Genomic DNA, 17,906 nt, shown 5'->3' on the forward strand with positions numbered 1-17,906 from the left:
TCATTAACACACCAACAATTTTTATATTGATAAGTATTAACTTATATTCATTTGTATTGACTTGTGTTAAATTTACCGTGAATGACTTTTAAAAGCCCTGGCATTCTTGCACCAGGGCTTTTAAAAGTTAATTAGATTGTGTTTGTTTTGTTCTTGATTCCAGAATTGAGTGTATCTATGCAATGCTTCAATGCTTTTTAATCCTAAAAACGCCTTGATTTCAATGGGTTTCATGCCACTTTGTAATGCATTTAGGATAAAGCGATTCCGCAACATGGTAGGCGTAACTTTAATTTCAGCTCGCTTTGCTTCTTTTTGTAACATCCGTTGAACGGCGATTCTTGTTAGGGCATCAGGTTGATCTTTATCATAATCCCAGCGGAACGTTTGCGGTGCAAAATCGAACGCGATAAAGAAAGGATCTCCGGTTTGCTGGCGTGGCCGTATAAGCTTTGGAATCTGTTTGTAATAGGATAGGGCAAGTTTTACATCGTCTTTTGACAAGGTGATAGAGCGTTTATAGGCGTGTAAGCCTCCTGGCGTAATGGTATTGGTACCGAAATGTATATCATGCATAGAAAGAGTAATAATGTCCTGGATTGATAGCCCGTAATGCAGCATGAAATGAACCAATAATACATTACGATCCATAATAAACTTCCTTCCAGACGCCTGATACTCCGTTAATCCGCTATAACTTCGCATAACGTGTAATAACTTCTCTATTTCCTCATCGGATGCAAAGTGCTTAGAGGTGAGTTTTGGCGGCGCTATGTCGCTTTTTAAACTGTCTGCGGCACCGTGAAACTGTAAAAAGTTGATTACAACACCTCGTACACGCTTCATATTCGAAACGGAAGCCCCACGTTTCTTTCTGAGCGATTTTAAGTAACACTCTAATACATTTACATCAAAAGAGCTAAAAACGTCTTCTGGAGGCGATTTAAGCTGTTTCTGTAGATAAGAGATGAATAAGGCTAAATCATATCGATATTGTTTCACTGTGGAAGACTTGCGACCACGTTTTAATAAGTCAGCAAGGAACAAATCAAGGGCGGAATGCCATGTCATGGCTATACACTCCTTTTTCCTAAAAATTGTGTACCGCAATTATATAGGAAAACCACAAAAACAAGCAATAGGGGATTCTACGTCTTGCAGTTTTCTTTGCTTGAACTTCCAGTTGGAACGAACAGCTGGAGCGAATCCAAAATAGAGCATCGTGCCGCGCCAAAAGGAAGACCCATGCGCCGCGCTAGACAATGAAAGCGGGGAAGTTGTTTTTTGAGCACCTGGAGGGACCATGCTGAGGATCTGGGTGTTTGCCTTTGGGGGGTGAGGAGTGTGGAGAGGCATAGCCGAGCCACCGAGCGCCGCGCAGCAGAGCGAGAGGAGTGAGCCAAAGGCGAACGTAGGAGGTATGATCGCCTTGTGATAACCATGATAATTGAGACCCCCGCGCCGCCCCGTTTATGTAGTTTTTGAAAATCTGCCTGTCAACGGAATCTGATTCATAGCTGAATCGAGATACCCTTAACAGGAGAGCTGAGCCTTTACCTTTTACATTTGGATATAGTAATTAGATTGATAGTATCAGTACTTGAGAATACTTTTAAACGTATGCATAATTGATGACCGTGAACATTAATTATTCACAAGATAGTCATCAAAGTTTCATTGTTTTTTCATCGTATCATTTGCTTGTATATATAGTTTCTTTTGTAGTAAATTCATGCATATATTTATTTGCCAAACTATGATCTGTAAGAAAAATAGACGAATAATCTCATATTATGAGTGAAATTATGTTTGTGTTTTAAAAGGAGATTTACACAGGATGAATGAAACAGTATGTTCATTTTTTATATATGAAATACAAAAGTAAGTGGAAATTTCAGCACTATACTTAAAAATGGGATTAAAAAACATAGATAGAAAGATACAAAAATTTCATAGAATACCTTATTTATTAAATCTTGTTTATAAGAAATAAAAACATTAAATACATTAGGATTTATTTTAGGGGTTTTATCCTTACTCTCACAAGGACTTAGAGATTTCTTCTTATTCAATTCCTTATTTAATTGCTGATGAAAGTTAGCTAGCATTCTATGATAAATCTCACGTATTTTTTTGCTGAAAACGGTGCTAACACCTTGAAATTAAATAATAAGATTAATAGATTTTAAGAATAAAAATTATGATTGCATGACAAAAAGCCTTGTCACTGTCATTTTTTTGAACAAGGCTACAGTTATTTTATTTTGTTGCGAGAAATACAAGTTAAGAGTTAGGATCTAGCATCTCTTTGAATTTTTTAAAGTCAATTTCCACTCTAGACTCTCGATCTTTTTTATACTTCTCCATGCGCATTTTCCTATACGCATGGAGTTTCTTTGTGTACATCTTCATGAAATGCGCAGGCGTACTTACATCTGCCTGGTTACGTTCAAACCAACGTACACACTCCTCGAAAGTCTTTTTTACCTCCCAGTCAACATCTGGTGGCATACGTAATGCAATTGTATAAGCATCTTTTTCAGTAATAGTTGTTTCTTGCGTCAGAATGTACATGTACAGCTTCTTTTGTGCATCACTCATATGGTCATTCATCTCTTGGAATCTAAGTTCTAATTTTTTATCTTCTTTAGGATTCGTTTTTTGCCCCTCATTTTCTTTTGCTTCAGCTTCTACTTCACCAGTTTCTTCAATAGGAGTAAATAAATTAAATCCATGGCATGTAGAAACCGGAGCATCCTCTTTTTTATCTGTATCCTTATGTTTTTTCTTACCAATTTTCTTGGACAGAAACTCTGTAAATGTAGAAAAAATATCAATTGTTAATGCCCATTTTTGCTTAAAATACTCAATAATTTTCAAGTAATTATTATGTAGGCTTAAAATGTAGATAGATGGCGCAATTTTATTGTGACGTCTGGTTTTAATTTGATGACATACTTCCAAGTCTTCTAGCCATTTCAGAATAAAGTTGATTAGTGGTACAGAAATACCCGATTTTTTGCTAATTTGCTCTTGTCTAACTTGGGAAAATCCCTCCTGAACAAGATAGGAAAGTACGACTTCCAATGCCTCATATCGGCGTGGCGTTTTTTCGAAGAATTCTTTTGTAGTTACCTTTTCCAAATCTAAAAGAATGCTATCAATATCTTTGATCACACTTTTAACTGCTTGATTGATAGCCCCCTCTTTACACTTAGGGATACGATATAATTGCGGACTTAATTCTCGTTTTGCTGTACTCAGTAAAAAATTAGTTAATAACACAAAAAGACCTCCTATTTTTCCCTCTGTACACACTTACAGAAAAATCTTGGGAAAATAGAGGTTCTTATTCACACCACATTCACTTTGTGTTATAATTTTTATAGAAGTGAATATTGATTTGTGAATTAAGACCCCTACTTTCATTGGAGTTTTAAATTGGTTAGAGTCGCCAAACTATAGACCAATCTAAAACGGGTGTGTTGTGGGGGTTTTATGATTTATTTTTTAATTCAAAATTAATTATGTAAGTTTTAGTTATAATTCATATGTTATATATTATATTGTTATTGAGATAATATCAATCCCTTTGAGAGTGTTATATTATCCTAACTGTAAATATATTGTTGGATTAGATGATAAAAAAACAGAAAGTTTATTTTTTTTACCACAAAACAGAACATGAGTTCTGTTTTGTGGTAAAATATACAAAAACTTGAGAAATATTTTAGACAGCCCAAAAAACATCAATTGATAAGGGTTACATGGTAAAATAATGGTATCTATATAGTAAGAAGAACAATAGATTAGGTTGAAAGTATTCTTCAATTTAGTATATCTCCTATCACTTTTTATTAAGTCATAAGTAAAAAATCCGTGATGTTAATTAATCATATTTAAAATAAAGAATCAGTTGTATCTTAATGCTCTAGAGAGAATAACTCATAAAAATTATGAGTTTCTAAAAAATGTTCTTACTGGGAAATAACTTTTGCTTTAAGGGGAGGCATTCATGTGGAGAGGTTGATGAAAGAGTTATTAAAAATTAAAGAATCAAAGAAGATGAGCATTAGAAAAATTGCTAAAGATATTGGAACAAGTAGAACAACTATTAATAATGGATTACAAAGAAAGACAGAAGAATTTAAATTTGAAGTGTTTCTAGAACTTGTTCAATATATTTTTGAAAATTCAGAAGAAAAAAATTATTTTATTCGTCAATATATCCTTCTTTGTACAGGACCATTAAATATTCGCAAGGCACTATGTTATTGTCAGGCCATGGGTGAATTTGACTTAATAAAAAAATTAGTAGAAAAACATGAGAAAACAGCAAGTGTAGAAAAGTATATAACTATATATCAAATACAAAATAAGCGAAACCAAAATGAAGCTAGAGGACAAAAACTACTTGATGAAATTTATGAAAATGATTTCTCAGCAGATCCAGATTGCCAGGCTGCATTAAATATAATTTATATGGAAGCAATGTATGATAAACAGAATTATAATGCGATAATCCCATATGCAGATAAACTTAAAGTTAACTTGGTTGGTATAGATCAGTCTTATATAAAAAAATGTTTACAAATGAAATATAAAGAAAGACTAGCATATATTTATTTAATGAAAAATGATATTGAAAATTGTAGAAAAACTTGCTATGAAATTCTTAATTCTAAAATGGATATTAATACCATTAAAGCAACGGCTTGGTGTTGCTTGGGAGAGAGCTATACTTTCGAATGTATAAAAACAGCAGAAAAGTACATAAAAAAAGCTATATCAATGTGTGAAAATATTGAAGTAGCACAAAAAGCTCAAAAATATCTTGCATTTAAGACTACTTTAGCTCATTTATATATAGCTAATGGGTTTAATCTAGATAAAATTGATTTTCGATTTATTAGTAAATCAGAATTAGCTTTTTATGAATCTATGTATGGAGATAAAGTAAAGGGGAAAATATTATACGAAGAAGTAAAGAAAGATGGAAATGGGTTTTCTCCATTCCAAATGTACTCATATTCTAAAGTAAATGGTGATATAATAGGGTTGAAACAAGCTCTAGAGGCATTTGAATTAACTGGTAATATTTTCTATTCTCAATATGTAAAACGTGAATTAATAAGGGAAGAGGTGGGAACTGTTGAATAGATCTATCATTACTACTTTTTATACTTTAATGATATTGGTAGCGATTTGTCAACCAGGTACAACAAGCTCACAACAAGAAGTAAAACAAGAAAATTCTAAAATAATGTATATGCAAGTTGACCCCTATATGCAAACTGATCCCGGGGGTGGATGAAAAGTAAGTTGATATAAAAAAGTAAGACGTCACCGTTTGGTGGCGTCTTACTTGCATTTTGGGGGTGGTACATTTTTAAAAAACGAAAAAATTTCGTGCCACTTTGGCAATAAATTCAAAAATTTAATATAAAAATAGGGGGATCTCTATATGGAATTACAATTAGATAAAAATTGGTTTAATGAAACATTAGACAAGGATAATTCAGTTCTAGACACTTATCGTGAAATATTACAACTAATTGAGTTTATTAAATCAAGTCAGGGAAATTCAGAATAGTATCTTGGCTAGTTGTTTTTTTGAATACTATTTTTAATATCGATTCGATGTTTCAAATACTTAGCGTACTCAAGTAATTCATTTTCTAAAAAAGGTTTATCCCTATCGGGAATACTTTTGTAACTTTCATACAGGTCTTGGGCTAAACGTTCTACTACCTCTTTTCGTTGTTCATCTGTAAATAAATCATCATCAACAATTTTATGATTCAAAAGTCGATCTGTACTAACATTAAAATAAAGGGAGATTTTTTGAAGCATTTCAAAACTAGGTTGTTTTCTATTGTTTTCCCAATTCGAAATTGTACTACTGGCTACACCTAGTATATCCCCTAGTTCTTTCATATTTAGCCCTTTAAAATTTCTTAATATTCTAACGTTTTCTCCGAAAAAGTTATGAATCATGTATTTCACTCCAATCAATTTATTCACCGAAAGGATATTTTTTTATCCTTTTGGTGTTGACATTCTCCTTTAAGGAGAATAGAATGTAGTTAAGGGGGTGAGAATTTGACAATAATACGTAATGTTAGAGAAGCAAAAGGACTTACAATTAAGGAAGTTTCTCGAATCTCTAATATTCCAATAAAAACTTTGTACCATATAGAGACTGGAAAAAAAGGGCTAGTTGAAAGTAGGGCTTTTTTTCTTGCAAATCTACTTGAACAACCAGTTGAGAAGTTGTTCTATTCCACGTATTACCGAGCAAAATTAGAATGATTTAAGTTTTAGTAAAAAATAATTATACATCTATATTGTAAATGAACAATTAATAAAAGAAACAAATTTAACTTATTTTTATGGTTTTATATTTCAGAAAATTAAGTTTATTTAGTTCTTTGAAAACTTGATACTACTAAAGGAGCTGTCAAAATGATATTGAAACGATCCTATCAACTATTGCCACTGGTAATGAGTATACTCTTATTGGCGATGAGTTTCTTCATTCCGCTCAACAAAGCAAGTGCGGAGGTCATCAATCATGAAAAATATTCGATGGATTGGGCCTATAGTCCGCAGTATGGGAAAGATGTTCGTACAGAACTTTTGAAGAATGCAAGTGGTCAAATCGCTTATTGCCTTGTATATGGGTTGCAATCCCCAAGTGGTCAAGACCTCCCAGAGGCGGGGAAAACGAATGACGTTGTATACCGTGTCTTGTTAAACGGATACCCACAAAAGAGTCCAGAAGAACTAGGAGTTTCCACATGGCAACAGGCGCATTATTCAACACAGCTGGCCCTATGGAATTCATTGGGGCAAATCAATACGGCAGAATTACAATTTAAAGATGCAGCTGTTGAAAAAGCAACGAAAGCAATCATTCATGCAGCGAATCAGAGTCAAGACACGCAAGATGTATACATGAATGTAGTTCCAACAGATAAGAAAGAAGCACAGCTAAACGGCGAATATTTTGAAACTACAACATATGCAGTACAAACAAACGCGAAGAAAGGTACATTCAAAGTACAAATGAACAATGCACCACAAGGTACACGTGTTGTCACAGAACAAGGTGAAGCCAAGGAAATGTTCCAGATAGGAGAAAAATTCCGTATTCAAGTACCGAAATCCTCTAAGAGTAACGAACTATCCTTAAAAGTTGTTTCAAATCTAACGAATTACAATGCGATTGCATATAAGGGAACTGAAACCATCCAGGATGCAACGGTTTTATTAGAACGTAGTACAGAGCAAGTAAGTACAGATTTACAAGTATATTGGAAAGCAAATGGTTCACTCAAAGTAATGAAAGTGAATGAGAATAAAAAGCCACTTCCAGGTGCAGTATTTGAAGTCTTTAACAGTAACCAAGAAGTTATGGGAACGATTACAGCAGATAAAAACGGTGTAGCTGAACTAGGTAACTTAGAGCTAGGGACGTACACGGTTAAAGAAGTAAAAGCACCTACAGGGTATGTTTTAGACGAAACTCCTAAGACATTTGAAGTGAAAACAGGTGAAGTTGCTGTTATTGAAATGAAAAATGTACAAATCAAAGGAAATGTACAGCTACTAAAAGTAGATCAAGACGGTAAAAAGAAATTAGAAGGTGCGGTATTTACACTTGCGGATTCTAAAGGAAATTCAATTAGTGAGCACACAACGGATAAAAATGGTGTCATCAAAGTTGAGAACTTACCATTTGGCCAATATCAATGGATTGAAAAAACGTCTCCAGCTGGTTACATTCTTGTGAAAGAGCCAATTCCTTTTACTATTAAGGAAAACGGTAAAACAATTGAACTGATGGCTAAGAACACACAAGCAAAAGGAACGATTGAAATCACAAAGGTAGATGTAGCGGATGTGCGCCCGTAGGGTCGCTTTAACAAATCATTAGGTGGCACTAATGTAGGGAAAGATCACATGTATACCCTATCATCAATCAACTAACCTGAAAGAGAAATCGGAAGGGGACAATAGCATGTTGATAAAGCTCTAAGTTGGCGAACTATCCCGTCAAGACTGAAGAGCAAGGTGAAATACTACAAACAAGGATGAAAGCTAAACTGCTTGAATGATAGCCTGAGGGAGTATAATGTCGCTAGTAGCGAAAGATAGTTAGAAACGTTACATGGTCCCAATAGAGTTGGAACCAAACTCTATGCAGGGAAAAGAATACCGTCCGCGTTCTTAATCCTAGTGATCCAGGACCACCCATCCTCCATAAGAGGAAAAAGGCGAAAGTCACACCCGATATTGTAGAAAGCCAGTTGTTAAAGTGATAAACGGGGATTACCTAAATCAAAATGCCTAATATTATTACAGGCTATTGAGAATGACTTCAAGGCACTGCCAAGAAGTGTGACTCATGAAAAATTGACAAGGTAACGGAGTTTTCGTAGTAGTCTGAGTTGGGGAAAGCCTAATACATGGCGAAGGGAAACAGCCTATTCTATCTTAAAACAAAATTGGAAAGTGTGTGAGACGCTATGAGAAATCCAAAAATAGTTTTAGATAATCTATCTTCCCATGCAACAAAAGAGCATTACGTATTTGAAAAGTTATATCGCAATCTCTATAACCCAGAATTTTATTATTTGGCCTATCAGAAGATGTATGCGAAAGAAGGGAATCTTACAGCGGGAGTAAATGACAAAACGATAGATGGAATGAATGTGGACCGAATTGCTGAGTTAATTAGCCAGCTTAAAGCACAAACGTATCAGCCTACACCGGTTAAACGAGTATATATTCCTAAAAGAAATGGAAATAAACGGCCATTGGGAATACCTTCATTTGAGGATAAGCTCATACAAGAAATAGTAAAAAACATACTTGAAGCTATTTACGAGAAGCATTTCTCTACATCTTCTCACGGATTTCGTCCAAATAAAAGCTGCCACACTGCTTTAATGCAGTGTAAAAATACCTTCAATGGAGTCAAATGGTTTATTGAAGGAGATATCAAAAGTTTTTTCGACCATATTCATCACCATATACTCATTAAACTATTGCGTAGAAATATTAAGGATGAAAAATTTATTAACCTAATCTGGAAGTTTCTGAGAGCTGGGTATATGGAAAATTGGGTATTTCACAATACATATAGTGGAACTCCGCAAGGTGGAATTATCAGCCCTATTCTTGCCAATATATATCTAAATGAATTAGATACATATATTGAAAAATATAAACTTAATTTTGATAGGGGACAGAAAAGACGACAAACAAAGCAGTATGGGACGTTGCATGCCAGAGAAATGACATTGAAAAGGAAATGTAGAGAACATTGGCATACATTAGATGAGAAAAAGAAACAAGAAATTAAGAAAAAATGTAAAGAAATATCAAGTATGAAAAGAGCTATATCTCAGGGCGAACCAATGGATGAAAACTATAAAAGGCTACAGTACGTCAGATACGCAGATGATTTTATTCTAGGAGTAATAGGGAGTAAAGAAGAGGCTATACGACTCAAAGAAGATATACATAAATTTCTTCGAAATCACCTCGGTCTTGAGCTATCCCTAGATAAAACTCTTATCACGCATAGTAGTAAAGCAGCTAAATTTCTCAGTTATGATATTAAAATAAATCGCTCCTTACAAGTAAAGAAAACAAAAAGAGGTTATCTTAGAAGAACGCAGCTAGGAGTATGTCATTTACAACTATCTAAAGACATATGGTTTGAGAAGTTACTAGCTTTAGATGTTCTTTTTATTACAAAAGAGAATACATGGAAACCTAAACATAGGGCTTACTTAATCACTAAAGACGACCTTGAAATTTTAAGTATATATAATGCTGAAATTAGAGGACTGTATAACTATTTCAAACTAGCCTGTAATGTAAGTACTCTCAATAACTTTAAATACATTATGGAATATAGCATGTATAAAACTTTCGCGGCCAAATATAAAACATCAATCGGTAAAATACGTAAAAAATATAACATTAATGGAAAATTCGCTGTTACATATAAAACTAAAAATGGAATGAAAACACGATTCTTATATCATGAGGGATTTCAGTGGGTCAAGAGTATTAAAGATAAAAATATAAATATTGATGAAATTCCCAATACATTAACATACACATGGCGAACTAGCCTAACTGAAAGACTTTTGGCTGAAAAATGTGAATGGTGTGAGTCAAAAGGAATTAAAATTCATATTCATCACATAAGAAAGTTAAAAGACTTAAAGGGGAAAAAGCTATGGGAACAACAAATGATAGCCAGACAGCGAAAAACGTTAGCTCTATGTGAAAAATGCCATCGAGACCTACACGCAGGAAGATTAGATGGATAGGTGGAAAGCCGTATACCTCGAGAGGGGTACGTACGGTTTGGGAGGGAGTATTTGGAAACCTATTGTAGAAATACAAAAAGGCGCTGGGTGCTTACCTTACGGAAATAACAAATTGCCAGGTGCAGAGTTCACCATTTACGATGAGCAAGGTAAAGAAGTAGTAAAGGGTAAAACGAACGAGCAAGGTATTGTGAAGTTTGAGAAACTCCCAGCAAAAAAGTACACATATAAAGAGACACTCGCACCACAAGGTTATGTGATTAATGAAGAAACATTCTCTTTTGAAATTAGAGAGGACGGCCAAATTATCAAACATACCGTACAAGATAAAAAAATCGAAGGTAGCTTAGAAATCACAAAAGTAGATGTAGCAAACGGAAATAATAAACTTCCAGGAGCAGAGTTTACGATTTATAACGAGACAGGCGAAGAAGTAGTAAAAGGTAAAACAAATGAGCAAGGAATTGCGAAATTTGAGAAGATTCCAGCAGGGGCATATACGTATAAAGAAACTCTCGCCCCAAACGGCTATCTAATTAACGAAGAGACATTCTCTTTTACAATCAAAGAAGATGGTCAAATTATCAAACACACAGTACAAGATAAGAAAAAAGAAGTTCCACCAACACCAGAAACGCCAAAACAGCCAGAACAACCTCAACCACAACCAGAGAAACAACCACAAACACCACAGGTTATCGAAAAACCTGTACCAACAGAGAAACCACAACCTATTGTAAAACAACCAGAACAACCGAAGAAAGTAGAAAATCATTTACCAACGACAGGCGGTAAAGCAGAAAATCCATATTGGAAATGGATTGGAGTTACATTTGTAGTTCTTGGCAGCATCGCAGCAGTTTACGCGTACAGAATGCGTAAAAAAGCAAAACAAGAAATGTAAGTAATACTCTCAACTGATAGGGAGGGCGGGACACAATGTGCGTGTTTGATGTACATTATCAGATCAATGGGATCAAATACAAAAAATCGTATTTGCTAGCATTACCTGAAGATGGGTTTCAGTTGCGAAACGATATACAACATGTTCTGTTTCAAGATCACCAACAACTAGTAAAAATCCTTTCTACAGATTTAGAAGAGTTATAAGGAGGGACGTAATGAGTATGCTAATACATTCTACTTTACTTACAGGGGCCCAAATCATCGTTTGTGCAGCTTTCTGGTTATACAGGTCGAAAATTATAAATGCTGTTCAAAATCACTAAAAAAATCTAAATAAGAAAAGGAAAGGTGTGGTTTGCATGAATGGAACATTTATTGGAAGAAGTACAAAGGCTCCAGCTTTTATAAAACCAAAGTGGTATGACATGAGCAAGTCAAATGTATTGGTAACGGGGAAAGCGGGAAAAGGAATCAGTCAACATTTCGTGTTTGCAGAAGACAATAGAAATATCTTGGTGCAAGGAAGCGTGGGAAAAGGGAAAACAAAGTTATTGAAAGAAACAATCAACGTCATCATAGATGATGTTCAATTGACCATATTAGATGGTTGTGGAGAATATCAAGAATACGAGGAACAGATTTGTGTGATTCCTTTTGCGCATGAAGGAGTGTTTCTCACCTTATCAGAACAACAGCAGTGCAAGCAATCTCAGGTTGTTGTAATAGATGAAGCGATGAAATGGTATCGTCAAGATCCAGAGCGGTTCCTTACATTTTTAGAAGAATTAGAGCAGTCGCATATAGGGATCATTGCAAGCTGTCAAGAGGAACCACCACCAGAATTAGCAGCGAAATTTGGTGATCCTTATAATTTAGATGAGGAGCAGTCTTAAAATCACACAATATTTCTATTTAACGATATAAAAAGATAAAACGATGAGAGGAGAAAATAGAATGAAACCAATTAAGCATATGCGTAGCAAACGTGGATTTTATATTGGTAGATTGAATAGACAAGTGGGAAAGCAAGCGAATCATTCAAAACTTTCATCTGAATTGATTGGAATGACAGGAAGAGGGATGGCATTTTCAAGTTTTTTGATGACGTTAGCTGGTCATCAAAAGGGAATGAAACTCATAGATCCAAAAACGAGTTTTCATCAACATACACATAAGTGATAACACATTTGATTGATGTGAGGATGCCCTTTCCTAGAGTGTCCTCCATCAAAAAAAGGAGGAACAGAAACCATGTATACCAATCGTCATGAATGCTGGGAAGCATTTTGGAAAGAACAAGTCACAGTAAATGGAGAAATGGATATAGAGCAAATCAAGCAAGAACTCTTCGAATATAAAACATTGTTAGAACAAATCAATCAACCGCAGCCCCACATACTGATCCACTTAGCAACAGAACAACGTATACAAAAACATCAAGAAAAAGTGTTAGAACTCGCATAAGTCATGTCATTACCAGATAGAAAGGAAGTGAAAGAGTGGCGCGCAGCAAGTTTGATAAAGAACTTGAAAATATGATTGAGAAGAATTGGAAAGCGCTCTTAGTTTTAGGAGCTGTGGGTTTTGTCTGGTTTTCCAGAGAAAAAATAGTGACGGAAATCATGAAACGTGTACCAACAGTGATTGATGTAACAGTTAGCATTTGCCGCCTAATCTTGTGGGGAATAATCGTATATGCTGTGATTCGCATAGCCCTACATTACTTGTATTTACATTTTGAAACAAAACGGTATCGATATGTCATGTTGATTCCACATATTGAGGATGAAGTGACAACAGAAAAGTTAGGCCAAATGATCCGACATGTACATGGTACAGGACGGAAACCACTTGAACGCCTGAGAAAAGGGCGAGATTGGTATCGGATGATCATGTACCGTCCAGAAGGTCGTAAGGAGCGTGTTCGTTACTATATTGGTGGTCCAGAGGATAAATTACAGTTGATTGTGGAAGCCATACAGAGTGTGTATACCAACAGTGAGGTGTATACCATCTTGAAAGAAGAAATGCCATTTCCAACGAAAAAAGCAGTGGGAGGAAGAATGGTATTAAAAAGAAAACGCTTGGAGGCAACGTTGTCCTTAGCGCGGTATACACGAGATGTACTACCGATGCTAGGAAATGCGATGGAGGAAAAGACATGGGTAGACATTGCTTTTTCTCCAGACAATGGATATCGATTGACAAAGGGCATTCGAAAAGCAGAAAAAGCAATCAAAAAAAAGAAAAAAGATGGATTAGATGCTTTTGAGAAAGAAGAAATACGTGCCTTAAACAAACGCTTTTCCAAAAACGAAGTGGCTTTTCAAGTTTCTGTTTCTTTTGCGAGTAATCATCATCCAGGTGTACCAGTGATTAAAAATATTGGTCATATGGTAGCCAGTTTAATGGCAGATGTGAATGAGCTTCGGTATAGAAGGTTGAGACGTTGTATGCCAATTGTACCCCATCCAGTATACGGAAAAATGGTCTGGACGGGATCAGAGCTTCTCAATTTGATGCATCTTCCCAATGTGACAGGTGATAAAAACAATAAAATAGAGAAGAACATTTTATATCTCGATAAAGGAGAAGCAATGATACCAGATGACATGTTGGCAGAAGGTATTACGATTGGTCATGTCATGCATCCTTATATCAAAAATAGGCTGGTAAAGATTCGAGAAGAGTTTTTCAAAAATCATGGCTACATTACAGGGAAAGTTGGTTCTGGTAAAAGTACAGTTGCTATGAAAGTGATGCAGAGCATCATAGATGAATGGTTAGAAAATCCAGATGAAGCCGGGGGACAGTCCCTTTTTGATCCAACAAAAGATTTGGCTTATGTTGCGCTCAATCGTTTATTGAAAGCGGAAAAGGATGGGAAACGTGTTGATTGGAGTAAGGTTCATTTTATCCGTTTTCGAGATACGGATTATCCACCAGCACTCAATTTATTTCATCGCTTTCCAGGAGAAGATATCCAAACAGTTGTTGAATCCATTATGGAAATGATTCAGTTAATGATTCCAGGGCAAGCGCAACAAACAGAGCGTTTATTACGAGCGATTATTGGTACCTTGCTGTGTGATGGAAGTCAAAATCATACGATTTTAAGTATCCCGTTATTCATTAGCGATGAATTATTCCGAGCAAATGTGTTGCAAAATCTACAAGGGACAGAGAAAAAGTACTACGCTCATTTTTGGAAAAATGAAGTAGGGAAAGCTTTAGAGGACAGCACACAAGCGATATTAAATCGTTTAGATATATTCCGAAATACCTTGTACTTGAAACGTATGTATGGGCAAACTGGCTTTTCATTAGATATCCGCAAATGGATGGATCAAGGACATCTCATTTTTTATGATTTAGCAGGAATGAGTAAAGAAGATATTCAACTTACAGTCGGTTATATCAGTAGTCAATATCACCGCATTGCACAGCAGCGTCCACATGGTTCTAAACTTCATTTAGTGGTGATTGATGAAGCGCATGACGTACAAGTGCCAGTTCTTCCAAAAATTATTGCGAAAGATCGGAAACACGGATTAGGTCTTTGGGTGATTACGCAGCAAGTATCAGGGCAGCTAGACAAAGAACTGACAGACATGTTAACAGAAGCAGGCGGAAATTACTTTGTCTGTAGGCAAGGCTTTAATTCTGCGAAAACATTAGAAGGAATTATGCAAAAACAATTTCGTACAGAATATCTGCAAAGTTTGCCTAACTTGGTGGTGGCCATTCAAACACAGGACCGAATAGATGGGGATGCTCAAAATGTGTGGTGTACGATACGTGTTCCGCCATTAGAGCGATACTTGCCAAGTGGAAAAGTAGCCAATTATCAAATAGAACAAGAAATTCAAGCTTCGAATGAATGGACGAAAACGAAAATTAAAGAACTGGAGCGTAGCACGGGAAAATCAGGTTCAGAAATTGATAAAGAAATTGATGAGTTCTTATATGGAAAAGGGAAGTATCTTGTATCTGAAAAAGTGATGCTAAAAAAAGAAGAACCAACCATTGAATCCGGTTTAGACGAAATGGAAGAGAAGGCTTCCTTGGTAAGGGGAACAAGTGAAAAACAGGAAAGCAAAGAGCAAGTGGATGAAAGGAATAGTCAAAATACAAACATACAAGAAACAAAACAAAATAAGCAAGCGGCACAAGTTATTCCTTTTCCTAACTCAAATGTAGAAACGAACCAAAGGATTACAGCGGAAGCGAAACATGAGATGGAGAACATAAAAAGTGAAAAGCAGCCTGACATATCAAAAGAAGTAAATCAAAAAATAGAAACAGGGATAGAAGAGGAAGTCAGTGGTTTTGATAGCTGGGAAAAGGAGTGAAATCGTATGAATGTTGTATTGCACTTAGATGATGAACAATTACTGGTAGATATACACAATCACATATATGTAGACTTCGAATACATTCATTCGAAAATTTATACGGGATATCAAAAGAGATCCGTTTTGAATCGCTTAGGAAAACTAACGAAAGCGAATTATCTGAAATGCGAACATTTACCATGTGCGTCTGTTCGATATCAAACCCGGAAATCAGGAAGACCGCAGCGTGTTTATACATTGGCGTCACAAGGGGTGGATGTAGTAAGAGGCTTACGGGGAGAAGTACATTGGAAATCGAAATGGTCACAACGTTCAGCATCATTTGTATATCATAGTGTGATGCTATCACATATTGAATGTGCTATGACAATCGCTTCAAAAAAAGCAGAAAAACTTGAATTAAAAGGGTGGATTAATGAGCCACGTGGTACATTTCAATATGCAAACGGGAAAAATCAAGTGATTCGGCCCGATGGAACAGCTCTTATTGGACTGAAAAACGAACTCGATAAAAATATGTGTGTATTTATAGAGATGGAACGATCGTATGGTTCAAAAGAGGTGCTACAAAAGAAAATTCTTCGGTACAACGATTTTATGCAACGAGAAGAGAAACGAGCAGATTATCGCATGCATATAGGAATGGCATATGAGCTTCCCTTATGGCGTTTGGTCTTTGTAGCGGGGAGTGAGAGTAGAGAAAAAGAATTAATTCGCTATTTGAAGGATGTCAGTAGTCCAGACATTCCAGTGTATATCACAGGGTATGAGGAGATATTACAAGAACCATTCGGGGTCATTTATCGAAATATTCGGAATCCAGACAAGAAAGTGAGGTTGTAAGAATGTGTTCAAATTTATTATATCCTCTGTAGCAAGCATCATCGTATTAGTGGTTTTCTCAGATTGGATATTCGCAAGAGTACCAGGCGCACAAGCCGCATGGGAAGCAATACAAGAAACGGTAATCAAGACGTATCATAGCCAAGGCTGGGAAGGCGTACTGATTTTGGGAGTCGTTGCAGTAGGTGTATATAAACTGGTAGATCGATAGAGGAGGAACATGATGATGGATATGATTCATCCAATGACGCTTGTAAGGTGTGTAGGTCTCGCCATATGGTTGTATTCGCTTTTAGGGTTGATGATTTGTGCCAAACGGAAACAGTGGGAAGGCTGCGTGAAATTCTTAGGATATGGCCTGGTTGGTACGTCTCTCTTCTTTAGTCAAGAAATGGTAGGGGTTGCAAAGTTCCTGGGTGGACCAATCGCTTTTGGTGGTGAATCGTAAAAAATAAAGGAGGAATGATAGCTGTGTTTCAAAAAATCAAACATTGGTTTCAGAACATGAAAAATGGAAAAGAAGGAGAACCACGTAAGGCGTTACGTGTTCCCTCTTATAAAGGGAGATTAATAGGGAAATGGCTCTTTTGGGGGATATTAGCTTGGATGTTTTTCGTTTCTTGTACCACAGTATTTAAAACGATGAAGGCAGATGCAAAAGTAACACCGCAAACAGAAACAAAACAAGTCGCACCCAAGCAAAACCTTGCGACACGTCCAGAAGCGATCGAATTTGCTCGTTTATTTACAAAAGAGTACTTTACCTGGAAACGAGGAGAAGAAGACCTTAAAAAGCGTGCAGAGCGCTTAAAAGGGTATTTGTCACAAACGGGCGATTCGCAAGCTGGACTAGAAACAAACGGCCTACAATGGGATTCCGATTTTCTTTATGCCACTATTCTAAAAGTGGATGAGAAGAAGGAAAAGGAAGCCAACATCATTTTTAAAGTGAAGTATAAATTACACCGACAGAAACCAGATAACAGCGGGGAAGAAGTAAAAGAAGTTTGGCAACAAGTATCAGTTCCGGTACAAACCGATGGAAAAGCGTTTGTTATCAATGGATTACCGCAAATTGTGAAAGTCGATGAAAAAGCGAATGTAAAAGAAAAAGAAAATGAACGGGAAGAAATGAAAGATGTGAAAACAAAAAAAGACATGCAAGAATTTTTACCCACATTTTTTAAATCGTATACAACGGCATCACCAAAAGAATTAGCTTATGTACTTGATAATCCTCGTGTGAAAGGGTTAGAAGGAGCAATGAAGTTTGATAAGGTTACTTCTTCAAAAGTGTATCCAGGCAAAACGAAAGGCACTTATGAGGTGCAAGCAGAGGTCGTGTTAATGGACGCACACTCTGAAACAAAAATGAAGACGGTATACACCTTGTTTGTGAAACAAGATGGAAAACAATTTGTTGTGACAGACCTACAAAATTAAGGAATCG

The 17,906-nt window shown here is 35.9% G+C and carries 17 protein-coding genes and 2 pseudogenes; 16 read left to right on the forward strand and 3 right to left on the reverse strand.

The window, feature by feature from the left end:
* Window positions 1-120: 120 nt before the first annotated feature.
* Together MHI28_RS34880 and MHI28_RS34885 are read right to left on the reverse strand one after the other, a co-directional pair.
* Window positions 121-1,071 carry a tyrosine-type recombinase/integrase gene (locus tag MHI28_RS34880; RefSeq protein ID WP_340829207.1) on the reverse strand — a complete coding sequence of 317 codons (951 nt, stop codon included), beginning with the start codon at window positions 1,069-1,071 and terminating at the stop codon, window positions 121-123.
* A 1,212-nt stretch (window positions 1,072-2,283) separates the two neighbouring features.
* On the reverse strand, window positions 2,284-3,285 hold the full coding sequence (locus tag MHI28_RS34885; protein WP_340829210.1) for a Replicase RepFR55: 1,002 nt from the start codon (window positions 3,283-3,285) through the stop codon (window positions 2,284-2,286).
* 744 nt (window positions 3,286-4,029) lie between these two features.
* Here MHI28_RS34885 and MHI28_RS34890 point away from each other — a divergent pair.
* From MHI28_RS34890 to MHI28_RS34900, 3 genes are all read left to right on the forward strand, one after another.
* Entirely contained in the window at window positions 4,030-5,160 is a 1,131-nt protein-coding gene (locus MHI28_RS34890; RefSeq protein WP_340829333.1) for an AimR family lysis-lysogeny pheromone receptor, read from the forward strand.
* A complete protein-coding gene (locus MHI28_RS34895) occupies window positions 5,153-5,314 on the forward strand; it encodes a hypothetical protein (protein ID WP_340829213.1) in 162 nt (53 codons plus the stop codon). Before MHI28_RS34890 ends, MHI28_RS34895 begins: the two co-directional genes overlap by 8 nt.
* 150 nt (window positions 5,315-5,464) lie before the next feature.
* Entirely contained in the window at window positions 5,465-5,593 is a 129-nt protein-coding gene (locus MHI28_RS34900; protein ID WP_274605968.1) for a hypothetical protein, read from the forward strand.
* 8 nt (window positions 5,594-5,601) lie between these two features.
* Here the strand turns inward: MHI28_RS34900 and MHI28_RS34905 are convergent, their stop codons facing one another.
* On the reverse strand, window positions 5,602-5,997 hold the full coding sequence (locus MHI28_RS34905; RefSeq protein WP_340829220.1) for a helix-turn-helix domain-containing protein: 396 nt from the start codon (window positions 5,995-5,997) through the stop codon (window positions 5,602-5,604).
* A gap of 105 nt (window positions 5,998-6,102) precedes the next feature.
* Between MHI28_RS34905 and MHI28_RS34910 the strand changes: the two genes are divergently transcribed.
* The 13 genes and pseudogenes from MHI28_RS34910 to MHI28_RS34970 all read left to right on the forward strand — a co-directional run bounded on the left by MHI28_RS34910 (window position 6,103) and on the right by MHI28_RS34970 (window position 17,899).
* Window positions 6,103-6,312, forward strand: coding sequence for a helix-turn-helix domain-containing protein (locus tag MHI28_RS34910; RefSeq protein WP_097847928.1), 210 nt, complete (start codon window positions 6,103-6,105; stop codon window positions 6,310-6,312).
* Between the two features lie 153 nt (window positions 6,313-6,465).
* Window positions 6,466-7,905, forward strand: a pseudogene (locus MHI28_RS34915) (SpaA isopeptide-forming pilin-related protein); the annotation flags it as partial.
* 626 nt (window positions 7,906-8,531) lie between these two features.
* Window positions 8,532-10,352 carry a reverse transcriptase/maturase family protein gene (locus MHI28_RS34920; protein WP_078186893.1) on the forward strand — a complete coding sequence of 607 codons (1,821 nt, stop codon included), beginning with the start codon at window positions 8,532-8,534 and terminating at the stop codon, window positions 10,350-10,352.
* Between the two features lie 100 nt (window positions 10,353-10,452).
* Window positions 10,453-11,256 (forward strand): annotated as a pseudogene (locus MHI28_RS34925) (MSCRAMM family protein); the annotation flags it as partial.
* Between the two features lie 35 nt (window positions 11,257-11,291).
* Window positions 11,292-11,462, forward strand: coding sequence for a hypothetical protein (locus tag MHI28_RS34930; RefSeq protein ID WP_340829225.1), 171 nt, complete (start codon window positions 11,292-11,294; stop codon window positions 11,460-11,462).
* A gap of 155 nt (window positions 11,463-11,617) precedes the next feature.
* On the forward strand, window positions 11,618-12,151 hold the full coding sequence (locus MHI28_RS34935; protein ID WP_340829228.1) for a hypothetical protein: 534 nt from the start codon (window positions 11,618-11,620) through the stop codon (window positions 12,149-12,151).
* 61 nt (window positions 12,152-12,212) lie between these two features.
* Window positions 12,213-12,437: a hypothetical protein gene (locus tag MHI28_RS34940; RefSeq protein ID WP_340829230.1), complete on the forward strand. Its 225-nt coding sequence runs from the start codon at window positions 12,213-12,215 to the stop codon at window positions 12,435-12,437.
* Window positions 12,438-12,509: 72 nt separating this feature from the next.
* Entirely contained in the window at window positions 12,510-12,722 is a 213-nt protein-coding gene (locus MHI28_RS34945) for a hypothetical protein (protein ID WP_340829233.1), read from the forward strand.
* A 35-nt stretch (window positions 12,723-12,757) separates the two neighbouring features.
* A complete protein-coding gene (locus MHI28_RS34950) occupies window positions 12,758-15,610 on the forward strand; it encodes an ATP-binding protein (RefSeq protein WP_340829236.1) in 2,853 nt (950 codons plus the stop codon).
* A gap of 6 nt (window positions 15,611-15,616) precedes the next feature.
* On the forward strand, window positions 15,617-16,456 hold the full coding sequence (locus tag MHI28_RS34955; RefSeq protein WP_340829239.1) for a replication-relaxation family protein: 840 nt from the start codon (window positions 15,617-15,619) through the stop codon (window positions 16,454-16,456).
* A gap of 4 nt (window positions 16,457-16,460) precedes the next feature.
* Complete coding sequence (locus tag MHI28_RS34960) at window positions 16,461-16,667, forward strand: hypothetical protein (protein WP_340829243.1); 207 nt, start codon at window positions 16,461-16,463, stop codon at window positions 16,665-16,667.
* A 12-nt stretch (window positions 16,668-16,679) separates the two neighbouring features.
* Window positions 16,680-16,904: a hypothetical protein gene (locus MHI28_RS34965; protein WP_340829245.1), complete on the forward strand. Its 225-nt coding sequence runs from the start codon at window positions 16,680-16,682 to the stop codon at window positions 16,902-16,904.
* Window positions 16,905-16,927: 23 nt separating this feature from the next.
* Window positions 16,928-17,899 (forward strand): conjugal transfer protein, encoded by a 972-nt coding sequence (locus MHI28_RS34970; RefSeq protein WP_340829247.1) that lies wholly within the window; start codon window positions 16,928-16,930, stop codon window positions 17,897-17,899.
* The last annotated feature ends 7 nt before the right edge of the window (window positions 17,900-17,906 follow it).

Source organism: Bacillus sp. FSL K6-0268 (assembly GCF_038005425.1).
Lineage (GTDB): Bacteria > Bacillota > Bacilli > Bacillales > Bacillaceae_G > Bacillus_A > Bacillus_A thuringiensis_S.

Bases quoted from the DNA above. Each gene is read 5' to 3' on its own strand.
- MHI28_RS34935 (WP_340829228.1), top strand. From the start codon at position 11,618: ATGAATGGAACATTTATTGGAAGAAGTACAAAGGCTCCAGCTTTTATA.
- MHI28_RS34905 (WP_340829220.1), bottom strand. From the start codon at position 5,997: ATGATTCATAACTTTTTCGGAGAAAACGTTAGAATATTAAGAAATTTT.
- MHI28_RS34880 (WP_340829207.1), bottom strand. From the start codon at position 1,071: ATGACATGGCATTCCGCCCTTGATTTGTTCCTTGCTGACTTATTAAAA.
- MHI28_RS34965 (WP_340829245.1), top strand. From the start codon at position 16,680: ATGATGGATATGATTCATCCAATGACGCTTGTAAGGTGTGTAGGTCTC.
- MHI28_RS34930 (WP_340829225.1), top strand. From the start codon at position 11,292: ATGTGCGTGTTTGATGTACATTATCAGATCAATGGGATCAAATACAAA.
- MHI28_RS34940 (WP_340829230.1), top strand. From the start codon at position 12,213: ATGAAACCAATTAAGCATATGCGTAGCAAACGTGGATTTTATATTGGT.
- MHI28_RS34920 (WP_078186893.1), top strand. From the start codon at position 8,532: ATGAGAAATCCAAAAATAGTTTTAGATAATCTATCTTCCCATGCAACA.
- MHI28_RS34890 (WP_340829333.1), top strand. From the start codon at position 4,030: ATGAAAGAGTTATTAAAAATTAAAGAATCAAAGAAGATGAGCATTAGA.
- MHI28_RS34945 (WP_340829233.1), top strand. From the start codon at position 12,510: ATGTATACCAATCGTCATGAATGCTGGGAAGCATTTTGGAAAGAACAA.
- MHI28_RS34900 (WP_274605968.1), top strand. From the start codon at position 5,465: ATGGAATTACAATTAGATAAAAATTGGTTTAATGAAACATTAGACAAG.
- MHI28_RS34955 (WP_340829239.1), top strand. From the start codon at position 15,617: ATGAATGTTGTATTGCACTTAGATGATGAACAATTACTGGTAGATATA.